Annotated in this window: 13 protein-coding genes and 1 tRNA gene; 4 read left to right on the top strand and 10 right to left on the bottom strand. The window is 57.0% G+C overall.

Features of this window, described 5'->3' with window-relative positions:
- The first annotated feature begins 5 nt into the window (after positions 1 to 5).
- The 4 genes from secA (at position 6) to ACIPF8_RS16100 (ending at position 5,767) form a co-directional block, all read left to right on the top strand.
- Positions 6 to 2,765, top strand: coding sequence for a preprotein translocase subunit SecA (gene secA, locus ACIPF8_RS16115; RefSeq protein ID WP_400422834.1), 2,760 nt, complete (start codon positions 6 to 8; stop codon positions 2,763 to 2,765).
- A 180-nt stretch (positions 2,766 to 2,945) separates the two neighbouring features.
- Positions 2,946 to 4,184: a bifunctional glutamate N-acetyltransferase/amino-acid acetyltransferase ArgJ gene (argJ, locus tag ACIPF8_RS16110; RefSeq protein ID WP_400422831.1), complete on the top strand. Its 1,239-nt coding sequence runs from the start codon at positions 2,946 to 2,948 to the stop codon at positions 4,182 to 4,184.
- A 184-nt stretch (positions 4,185 to 4,368) separates the two neighbouring features.
- Complete coding sequence (locus tag ACIPF8_RS16105) at positions 4,369 to 5,259, top strand: ATP-binding protein (protein ID WP_400422828.1); 891 nt, start codon at positions 4,369 to 4,371, stop codon at positions 5,257 to 5,259.
- Between the two features lie 91 nt (positions 5,260 to 5,350).
- Positions 5,351 to 5,767, top strand: a complete 417-nt coding sequence (locus ACIPF8_RS16100; protein WP_400422825.1) for an NUDIX domain-containing protein — start codon at positions 5,351 to 5,353, stop codon at positions 5,765 to 5,767.
- A 63-nt stretch (positions 5,768 to 5,830) separates the two neighbouring features.
- Here ACIPF8_RS16100 and ACIPF8_RS16095 read toward each other — a convergent pair whose 3' ends face one another.
- From ACIPF8_RS16095 to ACIPF8_RS16050, 10 genes are all read right to left on the bottom strand, one after another.
- Positions 5,831 to 6,019: a DNA gyrase inhibitor YacG gene (locus ACIPF8_RS16095; RefSeq protein WP_061534609.1), complete on the bottom strand. Its 189-nt coding sequence runs from the start codon at positions 6,017 to 6,019 to the stop codon at positions 5,831 to 5,833.
- Between the two features lie 21 nt (positions 6,020 to 6,040).
- Positions 6,041 to 6,796 (bottom strand): cell division protein ZapD, encoded by a 756-nt coding sequence (zapD, locus tag ACIPF8_RS16090; protein ID WP_061534608.1) that lies wholly within the window; start codon positions 6,794 to 6,796, stop codon positions 6,041 to 6,043.
- 185 nt (positions 6,797 to 6,981) lie between these two features.
- A complete protein-coding gene (coaE, locus tag ACIPF8_RS16085) occupies positions 6,982 to 7,626 on the bottom strand; it encodes a dephospho-CoA kinase (RefSeq protein WP_400422820.1) in 645 nt (214 codons plus the stop codon).
- 6 nt (positions 7,627 to 7,632) lie between these two features.
- Entirely contained in the window at positions 7,633 to 8,499 is an 867-nt protein-coding gene (locus ACIPF8_RS16080; protein ID WP_400422817.1) for a prepilin peptidase, read from the bottom strand.
- Positions 8,499 to 9,734, bottom strand: a complete 1,236-nt coding sequence (locus ACIPF8_RS16075) for a type II secretion system F family protein (RefSeq protein WP_400422814.1) — start codon at positions 9,732 to 9,734, stop codon at positions 8,499 to 8,501. The genes ACIPF8_RS16080 and ACIPF8_RS16075 overlap by 1 nt, the downstream gene beginning before the upstream one ends.
- Before the next feature lie 51 nt (positions 9,735 to 9,785).
- Entirely contained in the window at positions 9,786 to 11,510 is a 1,725-nt protein-coding gene (gene pilB / locus ACIPF8_RS16070; RefSeq protein ID WP_400422812.1) for a type IV-A pilus assembly ATPase PilB, read from the bottom strand.
- A gap of 125 nt (positions 11,511 to 11,635) precedes the next feature.
- On the bottom strand, positions 11,636 to 12,922 hold the full coding sequence (locus ACIPF8_RS16065; RefSeq protein ID WP_400422809.1) for an HlyC/CorC family transporter: 1,287 nt from the start codon (positions 12,920 to 12,922) through the stop codon (positions 11,636 to 11,638).
- 102 nt (positions 12,923 to 13,024) lie between these two features.
- Positions 13,025 to 13,101, bottom strand: a tRNA-Pro gene (locus ACIPF8_RS16060).
- A 97-nt stretch (positions 13,102 to 13,198) separates the two neighbouring features.
- Positions 13,199 to 14,149: an octaprenyl diphosphate synthase gene (ispB, locus tag ACIPF8_RS16055; RefSeq protein ID WP_400423014.1), complete on the bottom strand. Its 951-nt coding sequence runs from the start codon at positions 14,147 to 14,149 to the stop codon at positions 13,199 to 13,201.
- A gap of 199 nt (positions 14,150 to 14,348) precedes the next feature.
- Positions 14,349 to 16,691 (bottom strand): Tex family protein, encoded by a 2,343-nt coding sequence (locus tag ACIPF8_RS16050; protein WP_400422806.1) that lies wholly within the window; start codon positions 16,689 to 16,691, stop codon positions 14,349 to 14,351.
- Positions 16,692 to 16,914: the final 223 nt, after the last annotated feature.

The following is a 16,914-nucleotide window of genomic DNA, read 5'->3' as shown; positions in this document are numbered from 1 at the left end:
CAAGCATGTCATTACTGACCCAGATTTTCGGTAGCCGCAACCAGCGCCTGCTCAAACAATATAAAAAAGTCGTCCGCCAGATCAACGCGCTTGAGCCAGCTCTCGAAAAGCTGACTGATGCCGAGCTGCAGGCTAAAACGCCGGAATTCAAACAACGCATCGCCGGTGGTGAAAAACTGGATGATCTGTTGCCGGAAGCGTTTGCGGTTTGCCGCGAAGCCGGCAAGCGGGTCTTGAAAATGCGCCATTTCGACGTGCAGTTGATCGGCGGTATGGTATTGCATTACGGCAAAATTGCCGAAATGGGCACCGGTGAAGGCAAGACGCTGATGGCGACTTTGCCGGCCTACCTGAATGCACTGTCCGGCAAGGGCGTGCACGTTGTGACCGTCAATGATTACCTGGCGCAGCGCGATGCAGAGTGGATGGGACGCCTGTATGGCTGGCTGGGCCTGACTACCGGCGTCAACCTGTCGTCGGTCGAGCACGATGCCAAGCAGGACGCTTACGGCGCCGACATCACCTACGGTACCAACAACGAATTCGGCTTCGATTATCTGCGCGACAACATGGTGTATGACGCCGCTGATCGCGTGCAGCGTACCCTCAATTTCGCCATCGTCGATGAAGTCGACTCGATCCTGATCGACGAAGCGCGTACCCCGCTGATCATTTCCGGCCAGGCCGAAAATCATACCGATCTGTATTACAAGATCAATGAAGTGCCGCCACTGCTGATCCAGCAAATCGGTGAAGAAACGCCGGACGGCAAGGGCAAGATTGAAGTGCCGGGCGATTACACCAAGGATGAGAAGGCGCATCAGGTCTTGCTGACTGAGGCTGGCCACGACAAGGCCGAGCAGATCCTCACCAATATGGGTCTGTTGGCAGAAGGCGCATCGCTGTACGACGCCGCCAACATCAGCCTGATCCACCATTTGTACGCAGCCTTGCGCGCGCACTCGCTGTACTTCAAGGACCAGCACTATGTGGTGCAGGGCGGCGAAATTGTTATCGTCGATGAATTCACCGGCCGCATGATGACCGGCCGCCGCTGGTCGGACGGCTTGCACCAGGCGGTGGAAGCGAAGGAAGGCGTCAAGATCCAGAACGAGAACCAGACCCTGGCCTCGATCACTTTCCAGAACTATTTCCGCATGTACGGCAAGCTGGCCGGCATGACCGGTACCGCCGATACTGAAGCCTACGAATTCCAGGAAATCTACGGCCTGGAAACAGTCGTGATTCCACAGAACCGGCCGAACCAGCGCAAGGATCGCCAGGATCAGGTCTACAAGACTTCGCAGGAAAAATACAACGCAATGCTGAAGGATATTCAGGATTGCTACGAGCGCGGCCAGCCGGTATTGGTCGGCACCACCTCGATCGAAAATTCGGAGCTGCTGTCGGGCATCCTGACCAAGGCCAAATTGCCGCACAACGTGCTGAATGCCAAGCAGCATGCACGTGAAGCGGAAATCATTGCGCAGGCCGGCCGTCCGCAAGCGATCACCATCGCTACCAACATGGCTGGTCGCGGTACCGACATCGTCCTGGGTGGCAATGTCGAAAAACAAATCCAGTTCATTGAAGCCGATGCAGCGTTGAGCGACGCGGAGAAGCAATTGCGCTCCGACAAGCTGCGCGACGAATGGCAATCGCTGCATGACCACGTGGTCAATGCCGGCGGCCTGCATATCATCGGTACCGAGCGCCACGAATCACGCCGCGTCGACAATCAATTGCGTGGCCGTGCCGCACGTCAGGGCGATCCAGGTTCTTCGCGTTTCTATCTGTCGCTGGACGACGCCTTGCTGCGGATTTTCGCTGGCGACCGCGTGCGCGCCATCATGGACCGCTTGAAAATGCCGGAAGGCGAGCCGATCGAAGCCGGCATCGTGTCGCGTTCGATTGAATCGGCGCAGCGCAAGGTGGAAGCACGTAACTTCGATATCCGTAAGCAGCTGCTCGAATACGATGACGTCGCCAATGACCAGCGCAAGGTGATCTATCAACAGCGTAATGAGTTGCTGGAATCGCAAGGCGTATCGGAAACTGTCGCCTCGTTGCGCGAAGGCGTTCTGAGCGACACCTTCCGCACCCACGTGCCGGAAGAGTCGCTGGAAGAGCAATGGGATATTCCAGCGCTGGAAGCCACTCTGGCCAACGAACTGCATCTGGAAGTGCCGCTGGGCGAGATGCTGAAGGCCGAGCCGAACCTGACAGACGAAGAATTGCTGGAACGCGTACTGAAAACCGCCGAGGGCACATACGCCGCCAAGACGGAAATCGTCGGCAAGGAATCGTTTGCCGGTTTCGAGCGCAGCGTCATGCTGCAAAGCGTCGACAGCCACTGGCGCGAGCATCTGGCGGCGCTGGATCATCTGCGCCAGGGTATCCATCTGCGCGGCTATGCACAGAAGAATCCGAAGCAGGAATACAAGCGTGAAGCGTTTGAATTGTTTGGGCAGATGCTGGACCTGATCAAGAATGAAGTGGTCAAGGTGGTGATGACGGTGCGCATCGAAAGCCGCGAGGAAATCGCTGCGGTGGAAGAAGAGCTGGCGCAATCTCACGTTGAGAATGTCCATTACCAGCATGCCGACTTTGATCCGAACGCCGCGCCGGAAGCCTTGCTGGCCCCGACTGCGCATAGCGACGATTCGCAGCAGAATGTCAATGCCGTGCCGAAGGTTGGCCGCAACGATCCATGCCCTTGCGGCAGCGGCAAGAAGTACAAGCAGTGCCATGGCCAGTTGATGTAAGTCGACATGGTCGGCGACTGATCAAGAAGGGCGGGGAAACCCGCCCTTTATTTTTTGCGCGGCAGATATGCTCCCGCCGGCGCGATCCGCTTTAAAATAGTCAGCTGAAATCAAGGCCCCATCATTTAATCCCGGCGAGCAAGCGCCGCCAATATTCTTACCTAGTTATCAAGGACTCTCATGGCCGTCAATTCCCCTATTCCTGTCGCCGCCGACCTGCTTCCAGTAGCCGGCATCGAACTCGGACACGCCGAAGCCGGCGTACGTAAAGCGAATCGCAAGGATGTCTTGGTCATGAAGCTGGCGCCAACCGCGACGGTGGCCGGCGTATTCACGCAGAACCGTTTTTGCGCCGCTCCGGTACAAGTCAGCAAGGCACATCTGGCTGCCGCTGAAATCTCCGGTGAGCCGATCCGGGCATTGCTGATCAATACCGGTAATGCCAATGCCGGCACCGGCGAAGCCGGCCTGGCTGCGGCTAACGCCACTTGCGACGCATTGGCCGAGCTGCTGGGCTGCCATGCCGCACAAATCCTGCCGTTCTCGACTGGCGTGATTCTGGAGCCGCTGCCGGTGGAGCGCATTACCGCTGGACTGCCGCAAGCAATCGGCAACCTGCAGGCTGACAACTGGTTCAACGCCGCCGAATCCATCATGACCACCGATACCCAGCCAAAGGCAGCCTCGCGCAGCCTGGTCATCGACGGCAAGAAAGTGATCATGTCCGGCATCAGCAAAGGCGCTGGCATGATCAAGCCGAATATGGCGACCATGCTGGGTTTCCTGGCGATCGACGCGAAGGTTGCGCAGCCGGTGCTGGAGCACATGGTGCGCCAGGCTGCCGACCGTTCTTTCAATTGCATTACGATCGACGGCGACACCTCGACCAACGATTCTTTCATGCTGATCGCCACCGGCGCCGGCGAACTTGAAGTCAACAGCGTCGACAGCCCGGAATACGCGGCGTTGGCGGCAGCTGTCACCGATATCTCGCAGCATCTGGCGCAGATGATCATCCGCGACGGCGAAGGGGCCACCAAGTTCATCACGGTCACGGTAGAGCAGGGTAGTAACGTTGCCGAATGCCGCAAGATCGCTTATTCGATCGCCCATTCGCCGCTGGTCAAGACCGCCTTCTTCGCTTCCGATCCAAACCTGGGCCGGATCCTGGCGGCGATCGGCTATGCTGGTGTTGACGATCTGGATGTCAGCAAGCTGGACCTGTACCTGGACGACGTGCTGGTTGCCAAGAGCGGCGGCCGCAATCCTGAATACCAGGAAGCGGATGGCCAGCGAGTAATGAAGCAGAGCGAAATTACCGTGCGCGTGCAACTGGCGCGCGGCGAGGCTGCGGCGACCATCTGGACTTGCGACTTGTCGCATGACTACGTGTCGATCAACGCCGACTACCGTTCCTGATCGGCTTTGGACTACCGGGTGTTGAGAGTGCGGTGCAAGCCGATTTCAACACCTGGCGTTCTGCTGCCGGAGCAACTGGCCAAGGCCGGAAGTCCGTTGCGACGAATAATATTCATCCTGCGTCGTTTTGCTTTGCGTCAGAATGGTGCTCATTGACCATCATTTGTTATCGACTTCACGCGCCATGACCCAATTAGACCAATTCCTGATCCGTGCCGAGGCGCTGCTGGCGCGCCTTGAAACCATCCTGCCGCAAGCCAATGCAGAGCCTGACTGGCAAGCTGCCACAGCCTTCCGTTGGCGCCATAAGGGCAGTGGCGGCGGCCAGGCGGGCGGCTATCTGCAGGCTGTCGGCCATATCTCCGATATTGCCTTGTCGGATTTGCACAATATCGAAATCCAGAAGCAGCAGATCGACCAGAACACCCGCCAATTCGTCGAGCGCCGGCCGGCCAACAATGTCTTGCTAACGGGCGCGCGCGGTACCGGCAAATCGTCGCTGATCAAGGCTTGCCTGAATCAGTATGCGGCCCAGGGCCTGCGCCTGATCGAGGTGGACAAGGACGACTTGGCGGCCTTGCCGGATATTGTCGACCTGGTTTCTGCACGGCCTGAGCGCTTCATCATTTTTTGCGATGACTTGTCCTTTGAGGAAGGCGAGAGCGGCTACAAGGCGCTCAAGGTCGCACTTGACGGCAGCATCGCCGCGCAGTCGGACAATGTGCTGATCTACGCCACCTCGAATCGCCGCCATTTGCTGCCGGAGCGGATGTCCGACAACGCCAGCTATAAAACCACTGAAGACGGCGATTTACATCCAGGTGAAACCGTAGAGGAAAAAATTTCACTTTCGGAACGCTTTGGTTTGTGGGTGTCATTTTATCCGTTCAAGCAAGACGATTACCTGGATATCGTTGCCCATTGGCTCAGTCATTTCGGTTGCAACGCCGAGCAGATCGCCGAAGCGCGCGCCGATGCCTTGCGCTGGGCCTTGCAGCGTGCATCGCGCTCAGGCCGGGTGGCTTGGCAATTTGCCCGTGACCATGCCGGTCGCATGGCGACCGACGGCAAGTAGTTCGCGGCGGCCACCATACGGATGGCCGGCATAATATTGTGTTTTATTTAATTTCATTGATTGTTTTGTAGATCGGCCTGAATTCTCAACCATGACCACAGCATCTGTTTCACCAGTCAACGTCGCAGTTGGCATCTTGATGAAGCCTAATGGCGACGTACTGCTGGGGCAGAGGCCGGCAGGCAAGCCGATGGCAGGATATTGGGAATTCCCGGGCGGTAAGGTTGAGCCTGGCGAGTCGATTTTCGACGCGCTCAAGCGTGAGCTGCTGGAAGAGCTGGGAGTAGAGATTAGATCCGCTGAGCCATGGTGCGGGATCGAGCATCAATATGCGCACGCTCACGTACGCTTGCATTTCTACATCAGCCGGGATTGGCGCGGCGAGCCGCAGAGCCTTGAGGGCCAGGCATTTTCCTGGCAAGGCAGTGTCGGTGTCGAGCCGCTGCTGCCGGCGGCGATTCCATTGATCGAATGGCTGGATGAGTTGCGTAACGAGCAGGTGGGGTAAGGTAAAACAATGCCTGGCTTCACTGCCGGCGAGGAATTCGCCGCAGTTAGCCGATGTTGATGGTTATTGCGGGATGTTGCCTTCTTGATCCAGGTCGTCGGGGAGATTGACGGCTGGAATCGTGTATTTTTCTTCGGCCCAGGCGCCCAAGTCAATCTGCTTGCATCGTTCCGAGCAAAACGGTCGGAAGCGGTTGGCCGCAATCCATTCAACTTTAGCGCCGCAGGTCGGGCAATCGACGGTAGTAGTCATACAAATCTATTCAAATTCACGTTAAAAATTGCAAAGGGTCAGTTCAAACGGCACATCGCCCTCGTAGGCTTTGGGTTTGAGGTCGCCGCCTTGCGAGGTGAAGCGTACCCACAGCATGTATTTGTTGGCCGATATTTCGGGGATGGCGGCTAGCTGTTCATCAATGATCAGGCGCAGCATCTGGTAGGATTTTCCCTGCAGCATTTGCTGGTAACTGCCGTTTTCAGCATTGATTTTAACCGAACTTCCCGTTTCTCTCAGTAAGCGCAATACGATGCCGATAGCATCGAACAACGGCGCCAACGGTGCGAACCAGCCTACGATATCGGCGTAACGCTTTTCGGCTGGATGCTGCTGCCAGGCGTAATACGAGGGTAGATCGAATTCACAGGCGCCGCCCGGAATGATGGTGCGGCCGCGGATGCTCATCAGCCATTCATTGTCGCGGATGTGCTGGCCGGTCTTGCCTTGGGTCGCCATCAGCGATGTGCTGACGCGATCCAGCTCTTGCAATATGGCGTCCAGCATGTCCGGCGCAACATTCGGATTGGACTTGAAGCCGAGCAGGGTCTGGCGCTGCCGTTCCAGTTCTTGCAGCAAATCCGACTTCAAATCGGCGCGTCCAGCCACTTCCAGCATTTCAAATATGGTGGAGAGCGCGATATGGTGTTGCAGGGGATTTTCTTGCTGTACGAAAAAAACAAATCTTTCGTGCAGGTCTTCCAGCCGCAACAAGGTACGGATGCGCTCGTTGAAAGGATATTCGTAGACGATCAAAGTGACATCCCTTAAAAATTTGAGCCGGACAAGGCATGATTCTGAACGATGCAACAGGAAATTACAAATAACCTCTGAAATTTCTGAGAGATCGTTACGCCTTGGTTATCGCCCAAGTCCTCTTTGCAGCTCGCCGGTCGACTGGGCGCACGTTATTTCATATCCCGGAGTCAGTTTTATACCATTTATAACAATCGAGCAAATGATAGATAACGCGTATGTAACTGCGCTACTTGCGGCAATAGCGCTGCCGGGTCGCCATCATTGACAATCACGTCGTCGGCGGCTTGCAGACGTTGCTGCCTGGAGGCTTGCGTCGCCATGATGGCACGCACCTGCGATTCGGGCATTGCATTGCGCTGCATCACGCGTTGCACCTGGACCTGTTCGTCGCAATCTACCGCCAGTATGCGCCCAACGCGCTGTTTCCAGTTACCGGATTCGATCAGGAGCGGGACCACGAAGATCAGATAGGGACCTTCAGCGTGTTCCGCAGCGCGTGCTGTCTCGGTGCGGATCAAAGGATGCAGGATCGATTCGAGCCGGAGCCTGGCGTCGGGGTCGGAGAACACCAGTGCGCGCATCCTGGCGCGGTCCATCGCACCACCGGCATCGATGAAGTCGGCGCCGAATTCGGCAATGATCGGTGCGATGGCGATGCCGCCGGCCGCGCTTAACTGGTGGGCGATGGCGTCGGTGTCGATGACGGATGCGCCGAGCTCGGCAAACATGTCGGCAACAGTCGTCTTGCCGCTGCCGATGCCGCCGGTCAGGCCGACGGCAAATTTGGGCTGGGCAGTATTGTGGTGACTGGCATCACGTGGCTTCATACTGGCTTAGGCAGTAAAACCGAAATAAGTTTCCATGATTGTGTGGCCGTAGAGCAGGGCCAGCAAGCCGGCGGCGGCGAGATACGGGCCAAAAGGAATCGGTTTGTCGCGGCCGTGGCGGAAAAAGACGATCAGTGCGAGGCCGACTACTGCACCCACCAGCGATGAAAACAGGATGATGATCGGCAGCATTTTCCAGCCCATCCAGGCCCCCAGCGCGGCCAGCAGCTTGAAATCGCCATATCCCATGCCTTCCTTGCCGGTCAGCAGCTTGAATATCCAATAGATCGACCACAGCGCCAGGTAACCGGCAGCGGCGCCGATCACGGCTTCATGCAACGGCACGAACAGTCCCGACAGGTTGAGCAACAGGCCGATCCACAGCAAGGGCAAGGTCAGGTCGTCAGGCAGCAATTGCGTATCGGCGTCGATGAACGTCATGGCGATCAGCAAATACAGAAAGACCAGAGAGGCGAGGCCGCTCCAGCCGCTGCCGAAATGCCAGATCAGCAACGCCGACAAGGCGCCGGTCAGCGCTTCGACAATCGGATAGCGGGCTGAGATCGGTGTCTTGCAGGACTTGCACTTGCCGCGCAATGCCAGATAGCTAAAGACCGGCACATTCTCCAATGCCCCAATCTGATGCTTGCATTGCGGGCAGGCCGAGCGCGGCACCAGCAGGTTGTAGCGATCTGTGTGCGGCAGCGGCTTGCCGCTTTCGTGGGCGACATAATTGTCGGACTCGCGCTGCATCATGATCGGCAGCCGGTGAATCACCACATTCAGGAAACTGCCAATCAATAAGCCAAAAATTGCTGCCATGACGGTGGGAAGCCAGCTTCCCGCCGCCAGGAAAAAAATACCATCTTGCATCAGACCACCGAACCCAGTTTAAAGATAGGCAAATACATGGCGATCACGAGACCACCGATCAGCACGCCGAGGATCACCATGATCAACGGCTCCATCAGACTCGACAGCGACGCGACCGCATCGTCGACTTCTGCTTCATAGAAATCGGCAACCTTGCCCAACATCTGGTCCAGCGAGCCGGATTCCTCGCCGATCGATACCATCTGCGTGACCATGTTAGGAAACACGTTGGCGTTTTCCATGGCTGCAGTCAGGCTGGTACCGGTGCTGACTTCGCTCTGAATTTTTTTGGTGGCGTCCAGATAGACCGCATTGCCAGATGCCCCGCCTACAGAATCAAGGGATTCGACCAGCGGCACGCCGGCAGCAAACATGGTCGCCAGAGTGCGAGTCCAGCGGGCGATCGTGGCTTTGCGTATGACTTCGCCAAAAATAGGAGCTTTTAGCAATAGACGGTCCATTGTCTGTTGCACTTTCAGCGACCGCTTCCAGGATTGGAAGAACAAATATAAGCCGGCAAACAGGGTCGGAAATATGATGTACCAGTTGGCAACCATGAAATCCGATATCCCCATCACAAACAACGTTGGTGCCGGCAAGTCGGCGCCGAAGCTTGAGAATACTTGCTTGAACGCCGGCACCACCCAAATCATGATGACCGCAGTCACGATAAACGCCACGGCCAGAATCGATACCGGATAAAACATGGCAGACTTGATCTTGGCCTTGATCGCCAGGGTTTTTTCTTTGTAGATCGCCAAGCGTTCCAGCAGATCCTCGAGAATACCGGCCTGCTCACCGGCGCCAACCAGGTTACAGAACAATGGATCGAAATACAGCGGATACTTGCGGAATGCCTGGCTCAGGCTGGTCCCGGTTTCGACATCGCCGCGGATTTCATTGACCAGTTTCGACACGGATGGATTGGCGTGTCCCTTGGCCACGATGTCGAACGACTGCAGCAATGGCACGCCAGCCTTCATCATGGTCGCCAACTGGCGCGTAAACAGCGAGATATCCTTGTCGGAAATCTTCTTGCCGCTACGGAAGGTCTTTTTCTTGATCTTGGTGACCAGCACGCCTTGGCGACGCATGGTGACGGTAACCACTGTCTCGCTGCCGGCACGCAACTCGCCGCGCACGACTTTGCCCTTTTTGTCCTTGCCTTCCCAAAGATAGACCCACTCCTTGACCTGGCGTGCGCTTGAGGCGCTGCGTGGTGCGGCAGTTGCCATGAACTATTTCCCCTAATTTAAATTTGGTACTTTTGGTACAACCAAGCACTTTTAGATATTGGTACAGCCAAGCACTTCTTCGAGGCTGGTCAACCCTTGTTTTACTTTCATGAGCCCCGATTGGCGCAGGGTTTTCACGCCTTCGCGTTTTGCCTGTGCTTCGATTTCCAGCGCTGTGCCGTGGGCCAGGATGATGCGTTCGATTTCTTCTGTAATCGGCATGATTTGATAGATGCCGACCCGTCCCTTGTAACCGGTGCCGTTACAGCGCTCGCAGCCGACTGCCTTGTATGGCATCCAGGTGCCGTCGATGTCGTCTTCGGTCAGGCCGGCTTCGAGCAGTGCTTCGTCCTGGATCGAGATTGGCTGTTTGCAGCTGCACAGGCGCCGCGCCAGGCGCTGCGCGGTAATCAGGATGACTGACGAGGCGATGTTGAAAGCCGGCACGCCCATGTTCATCAGGCGCGTGAGCGTCGACGGCGCATCGTTGGTATGCAGTGTGGAAAAGACCATGTGACCGGTTTGCGCCGCTTTGATCGAAATGTCGGCGGTTTCCAGGTCGCGAATTTCACCGACCATGATGATGTCAGGATCCTGCCGCAGGAAAGCTTTCAGCGCGATCGGGAAAGTCAGTCCGGCGCGATCATTGATGTTGACCTGGTTCACGCCGGGCAAATTGATTTCGGCTGGATCTTCGGCCGTCGAGATATTGATGCCCGGCTGGTTCAGGATGTTCAGGCAGGTGTACAGCGATACGGTTTTACCGGAGCCGGTCGGGCCGGTCACCAGCACCATGCCGTACGGGCGCTGGATGGCATCCATCAGGATGGCTTTCTGGTCCGGGTCGTAACCCAGCGCATCGATCCCCATTTGCGCCTGGCTCGGGTCCAGGATACGCATGACGATCTTTTCACCAAACAGGGTCGGCAAGGTGCTGACGCGGAAGTCGATGGCGCGGGTCTTGGAAACGACCAGGCGCATGCGGCCATCCTGCGGCACCCGCTTTTCCGAGATATCCAGTTTGGAGATGACCTTGATGCGCGACGCCAGCTTTTCCTTGATCGACAGCGGCGGTTGCGCCATGTCGCGCAGTACGCCGTCGACCCGGAAACGAATCCGATAGAATTTTTCGAATGGTTCGAAGTGCAAGTCAGACGCGCCCTGGTTGATGGCGTCGGTCAATATCTTTTGCAGGAAGCGCACCACCGGCGCGTCGTCGATATCGGTTGCAGCCGCATCGGCAACCGCTGCTGCATCTTCTTCGACGAAATTGATTTCCTGTTCATCGCCGACCATTTCGCTGAGGCTCTGCTCGGCGGATTTCACCAACTTCTGGATTTGCTTCAGCAATACCGGATGTTCGACAATGATCGGCTCGACCGTCAGCTCGGTCTGGAATTTGATCTGATCCAGCACCTGCATATTGGTCGGGTCGGAAAACGCCACGTAGATCTTGTTGCCGCGCTTGGCCAGCGCCAGCACCGAATGGCTTTCCATCAGCTTGGCGTCGATTGCCTTTTCCGGCAGCGAGCTCAAGTTCAGCGTGTTCAGATCGAGTTGCGGATAGCCGAAAGTCTCTGCGCAAAACAGCGCCAGGTCGCGCGCATTCAGGTGCCCGCTTTCCAGCAAGGCGGTAATGAACGGCGTCTGATCACCACTCGATTTCTTGTGTAGCGTCTCGATTTGTGTCGCAGAAAGGCGACCCGCCTGGAGCAATGCACGGGCAAGTCCGGAGATCGGACTGCTGGAACTGGAGTTCGGAAAGACTGCTGCCATAAGGGGTCAATACCAAAAGATGTGCGGAACCATTCAAACCGATCAATGATGCCCTAGGGGAAACTCACTTGTAAAGGATTTGTGAAGAAATGTGTCGTAAAAATTGCCTTTCGGCAGCATTAACCTCATTGCTGTAGTTTATTCGGGCGAAACAGTTTGGCAACCTTAATTGCCTGATTTTGCACTTGTACAATTTCTATGATGCATCCGGCAATTTTCAGGCTGACATTATTGTCCGGGATGTCTTGCAGCCACTCCAGCAGCAGACCGTTCAAGGTCTTTGGTCCATCGAGCGGGAAGTTCAGGCCAAGGCGTTTGTTGATGTCGCGCAAGGTTGTCGTTCCTTCAAGCTGGCACTGCCCCTGCGGATTCCAGGAGAAACTGTCGGCGCGCGCCGCACCCGGTTTGGACGTAGTGAATTCGCCAATCATTTCTTCAATGATATCTTCCAGCGTCACCAAGCCTTGCACCTCGCCGTATTCATCGACAATGATGCCGAGCCGCTCGTGGTTTTCCTGGAAATATTGTAGCTGCGTGAAGACATCAGTGTCTTCTGGAATGAAGTAGGGCGTGCTCAGCAATTGGCGGAAATGTTCGACCGTCAATTCGGCTTCCTGGTTTAACAACACCATGGCTTTGCGTACATGCAGGATGCCGACGATCTGGTTGATTTCGCCTTCGTAGACTGGCAATTTGTTGTGGTAGCAAGTAGTCAGCTGGTGCTTGATGTCGTCAACCGAGGCTGACAGATTCAGGGCCTCGACTTGCGCCCGCGGCGTCATCACATCTTCCACCGAAATCTTTTCGAGGTCGAACAGGTTGAGCAAGATGCTCTTGTGTTTCTGCGGCATGAAATTGCCGCCTTCCAGCACGATCGACCGCAGTTCTTCCGGCGATACGCGTTGTTCCTGCGCGTGCTTGCCGGTTTTGATGTGCAGGATTTTCAGGATCGCCGAGACGAATAGATTGACAAACCAGATCACGGGTTTGGCGATGCTCATCAGCGGCTTGAGCACGAAACTGGTCGGCAGGGCAATACGTTCCGGATAGGTTGCGCCGATCACTTTCGGCGTGATTTCGGCAAACACGATCAGCAGGAAGGCGACCGCAGCCGTGGCGATCGTGATGACGCGCTGGTGGTTACCGAAAGTGGTGATCGCGATCGCCGTCACCAGCGCGGTGGCGAGTGCATTGACCAGGGTGTTGACGATCAGGATCAGCGACAGCAGCTTGTCGGTGCGTTCCAGCAGCCATAAGGTGGTTGTAGCGGATTTGCTGCCGCGCTTGGCCAGATGGCGCAGGCGATGCTTGTTGGCGGCAACCAGAGCGGTTTCCGCCATTGCAAAAAAGGCCGACAGGAAGATGAGTACGACTAGTGCAAGAATCTGCACCCATATGGGCACGGCATCCAAAGGGTCACCGTAAAGTGAGGTACTGCTGGTTATTGGGATTGTTGTTTTGTGCTGCGGTCATTCCGACCCTCCGCAACCGTTCGACATGGCTGGAATCTTCGATGGTCGGGGTGAGAGGATTCGAACCTCCGGCCTCTACGTCCCGAACGTAGCGCTCTACCAGGCTAAGCTACACCCCGATCTAGCTGTCCAATATCTTGAACAGGTTTTAAGCCGTTGCCGACACCGTTACCCGGCGCTACAACAGGCTTTCCATTAAATTTTCAACGATTCCGCTCAGTGATTCCGATCCACCGCGAATGCGGATAATTGTAGCAAAGAATCTTTGAACTGACTATTTGGCAAGGCTGCGATTGCTGTCGCTGCGCGCTGCGCTGCTTTCTCCGCTTCGCGCCGCGTGTAATCCAGCGCGCCCGAACTGGTGATGGCGGCGAGGATTTCATTGAAATGCTGCTCATCGCCATTTTCGATACAGCTGCGCACCAGCGCCTTTTGCTCAGGGCTGCCGTTTTCCATCAGGTAAATCAGCGGTAGCGTCGGCTTGCCTTCACGCAGGTCATCGCCGACATTCTTGCCGATGTCGGTGGCGTTGCCGGAGTAATCCAGGACGTCGTCAATCAACTGGAATGCAGTGCCGAGCGAGCGGCCGTATTCGCCGGCGGCTTCAATCACCTCATCGTCGGCGCCGGCAATCAGGACGCCGAGCTGGGCCGCGGCCTCGAACAGCTTGGCAGTCTTGGAGCGAATCACCTGCAGATAGCTTTCCTCGGAAACGTCAGGATTGTGCATGTTCAACAACTGCAGCACTTCACCTTCGGCAATCACGTTGGTGGCGTCGGCGACAATTTGCATCACGCGAGCGTTATCGACCGAGACCATCATCTGGAAGGCGCGCGAATACAGGAAATCACCGACCAGCACCGAGGCGGCGTTGCCGAACAAGGCATTGGCGGTCTGGCGCCCGCGCCGCAGCGACGATTCGTCAACCACGTCGTCATGCAGCAGGGTAGCGGTATGGATGAACTCGATCACCGCAGCCAGTTCGTGATGCTTGTCGCCCGAATAGCCGTAAGCCTGGGCCATCAGCAAGACCAGGACCGGGCGCAGGCGTTTGCCGCCGGCGCTGATGATGTATTCGGCGATCTGGTTCACCAGCGGCACTTCTGAATGCAGTTGCCGGCGGATTACCGCGTTGACCGCTTCCATATCGGCCGCGATCGGAGACATCATGGATTGTTGGTGTGAAGTATTGGGAGCGGCTGACAAAATAAAACCTGTTGGAAATCGAGTGTGCCGTGATTATACGATGAGCGCCCCGATTAAATCGGACGGCGGCTGATTTTGTCTTCACCAGGGAATTTCCCCAGGGCGCTGGCCAACGCTGTCGAGTCATACCGGCTCCATAGCGTTGACCTGCAGGTGCTTGCTATCCTTTTAACTTTGCAAAGGCGGCAGCCATCGCGCTGTTGGCTGGCGGCGGCGCCGCTTGCCGCTGTTGCGACATGCGCTTGGCGTCGTTGCGGTCGCCGCGCTGCTCCGGTTTGGCGCCGGCTACCGGGGCGTTATCGGTCAGACGCATGGTCAACGCAATGCGCTTACGCTTTTCGTCGACTTCCAGTACCTTGACCTTGACCACCTGGCCAGCCTTGACCACGGTGTGCGGATCCTTGACGAAAGTGTTCGACAAGGCGGAAATATGCACCAGGCCATCCTGATGCACGCCGATGTCGACAAAGGCGCCAAACGCCGCCACATTGGTAACCACGCCTTCCAGGATCATGTCCGGCCGCAGGTCGCGGATTTCCTCGACGCCTTCCTTGAAGGTGGCGGTGGTGAACTCGGGGCGCGGATCGCGGCCCGGCTTTTCCAGTTCCTTGATGATGTCGGCGATGGTCGGCACGCCGAATTTCTCATCGGCGTATTTGGCCGGATTGAGCGACTTCAACAGTCTTTCGTCGCCGATCACGCCCTTGACGTCTTTCTTGATGTCGGCCAGGATCTTTTCCACCAGTGGATAGGATTCCGGGTGCACTGCCGACGCATCCAGCGGATTGTCGCTATTCATGATGCGCAGGAATCCAGCCGCCTGTTCGAAAGTCTTGTCGCCCAGCCGCGGCACATCGCGCAGCGCCGCCCGCGAGGCAAACATGCCCTTCATGTCGCGATAGGTGACGATGCTTTGCGCGACGCTGGCGTTCAGCCCGGAGACGCGCGCCAGCAGCGGCGCCGAGGCGGTGTTGACGTCGACACCGACGGCATTCACGCAATCTTCCACCACCGCGTCCAGCGAGCGCGCCAACTGGGTCTGGCCGACATCGTGCTGGTACTGGCCGACGCCGATCGATTTCGGATCGATCTTCACCAGCTCAGCCAGCGGATCCTGCAAGCGGCGTGCAATCGACACCGCGCCGCGCAGCGAGACATCCATGTCCGGCAATTCACGCGAGGCGAATTCGGAAGCCGAGTAGACCGACGCGCCGGCTTCCGACACCACGATCTTGGTCAGTTTCAGTTCCGGCCGCAGCTTGATCAGGTCCTGCGCCAGCTTGTCGGTTTCACGCGAAGCAGTGCCGTTGCCGATCGAGATCAGCGAGACCTTGTGTTTTTCTGCCAGCTGCGCCAGCGTGTGCAGCGAACCATCCCAGTCGTTGCGCGGCTGGTGCGGATAAATCGCGGTAGTGTCGACCACCTTGCCGGTGGCGTCGATCACCGCCACCTTGACGCCAGTACGCAGGCCAGGATCGAGGCCCATGGTGGCGCGCGGTCCGGCTGGCGCCGCCAGCAGCAGGGCTTTCAGGTTGCGTGCAAAAACGTTGATCGCTTCGACTTCGGCGGTTTCGCGCAGCTTGGTCATCAGCTCGGTTTCCAGATGCATGAAAACCTTGACGCGCCAGCTCCAGCGCACCGTATCGCTCAGCCATTTGTCGGCGGCGCGGTTCTTGTTGCTGATGCCGAAGCGGGCAGCGATGCGGCCTTCGCACGGATTGTGCGGCGCGTCCCATTTCGGCTTTTCTTCTTCTGTATCGAGCCGCAGCACCACGTTCAGGATTTCTTCGCGGCGGCCGCGGAACAGCGCCAGCGCCCGGTGCGATGGAATGGTGCCGATGGTTTCCGAGTAATCGAAATAGTCGGCGAATTTTTCACCGGCATCCTGCTTGCCTTCGACCACTTTGGATTCCACCACGCCGTGTTCGGTCAGGTATTCGCGCAAGGCCTGCAGCAATGCCGCATCTTCCGAAAAGCGTTCCATCAGGATCTGGCGCGCGCCGTCGAGCGCGGCTTTGGCGTCGGCGACGCCGGGATTGTCGCCATTGTCGGTGCTGAACGCCGGCTTCAGGAATTTCTCGGCTTCCTGTTCCGGATTCAGATCCGGATTGGCCAGCAGCGCATCGGCCAGTTCGGTCAAGCCGGCTTCCGCCGCGATCTGTGCCTTGGTGCGGCGCTTGGGTTTGTACGGCAGGTACAAGTCTTCAAGCCGTGTCTTGTCTTCTGCCAGCGTGATCGCCTGCAGCAGCGCCGGCGTCATTTTCCCCTGCTCTTCGATCGAGGCCAGGATCGCGCCGCGGCGCGCTTCCAGTTCGCGCAAATAACGCAGGCGTTCTTCCAGCAAACGCAGCTGGATATCATCCAGGCCGCCGGTCGCTTCCTTGCGGTAGCGCGCGATGAATGGCACGGTGGCGCCTTCGTCCAGAAGGGCGACGGCAGCGGCGACTTGTGCCGGCTTGGCGACAAGTTCAAGAGCGAGGCGTTGTTCGATCGAAGGCAGCATGGAAAGTCTTAATAGTGAAAATCAAGCGTTGGATCATACGCAATCCAGATAATTTCGCCAGTCTTGACAGCCTGAAAAGAAGCGGGACTGAAAAATCTGCAATAAAGATGTTGTTTTTGCAATGAATTGTTTCGGCGGATTCTGCGTCTGTCGCCGCAAGTTGCGAATATTTTTATTATTAAATGCATCATGCATCCGAACGTCATATTTCTTGGTAGTATTA

This window comes from Collimonas sp. NPDC087041 (genome assembly GCF_044745265.1).
In the GTDB taxonomy this organism is placed as follows: domain Bacteria; phylum Pseudomonadota; class Gammaproteobacteria; order Burkholderiales; family Burkholderiaceae_D; genus Collimonas.
This window is presented reverse-complemented; position numbering and strand designations above follow the sequence as displayed.

Excerpts from the sequence above, each read along its gene's own strand:
- secA (WP_400422834.1), top strand. The coding sequence starts at position 6 with ATGTCATTACTGACCCAGATTTTCGGTAGCCGCAACCAGCGCCTGCTC.
- argJ (WP_400422831.1), top strand. The coding sequence starts at position 2,946 with ATGGCCGTCAATTCCCCTATTCCTGTCGCCGCCGACCTGCTTCCAGTA.
- ACIPF8_RS16105 (WP_400422828.1), top strand. The coding sequence starts at position 4,369 with ATGACCCAATTAGACCAATTCCTGATCCGTGCCGAGGCGCTGCTGGCG.
- ACIPF8_RS16100 (WP_400422825.1), top strand. The coding sequence starts at position 5,351 with ATGACCACAGCATCTGTTTCACCAGTCAACGTCGCAGTTGGCATCTTG.
- ACIPF8_RS16095 (WP_061534609.1), bottom strand. The coding sequence starts at position 6,019 with ATGACTACTACCGTCGATTGCCCGACCTGCGGCGCTAAAGTTGAATGG.
- coaE (WP_400422820.1), bottom strand. The coding sequence starts at position 7,626 with ATGAAGCCACGTGATGCCAGTCACCACAATACTGCCCAGCCCAAATTT.
- ACIPF8_RS16080 (WP_400422817.1), bottom strand. The coding sequence starts at position 8,499 with ATGCAAGATGGTATTTTTTTCCTGGCGGCGGGAAGCTGGCTTCCCACC.
- ACIPF8_RS16075 (WP_400422814.1), bottom strand. The coding sequence starts at position 9,734 with ATGGCAACTGCCGCACCACGCAGCGCCTCAAGCGCACGCCAGGTCAAG.
- pilB (WP_400422812.1), bottom strand. The coding sequence starts at position 11,510 with ATGGCAGCAGTCTTTCCGAACTCCAGTTCCAGCAGTCCGATCTCCGGA.
- ispB (WP_400423014.1), bottom strand. The coding sequence starts at position 14,149 with ATGTCTCCGATCGCGGCCGATATGGAAGCGGTCAACGCGGTAATCCGC.
- ACIPF8_RS16050 (WP_400422806.1), bottom strand. The coding sequence starts at position 16,691 with ATGCTGCCTTCGATCGAACAACGCCTCGCTCTTGAACTTGTCGCCAAG.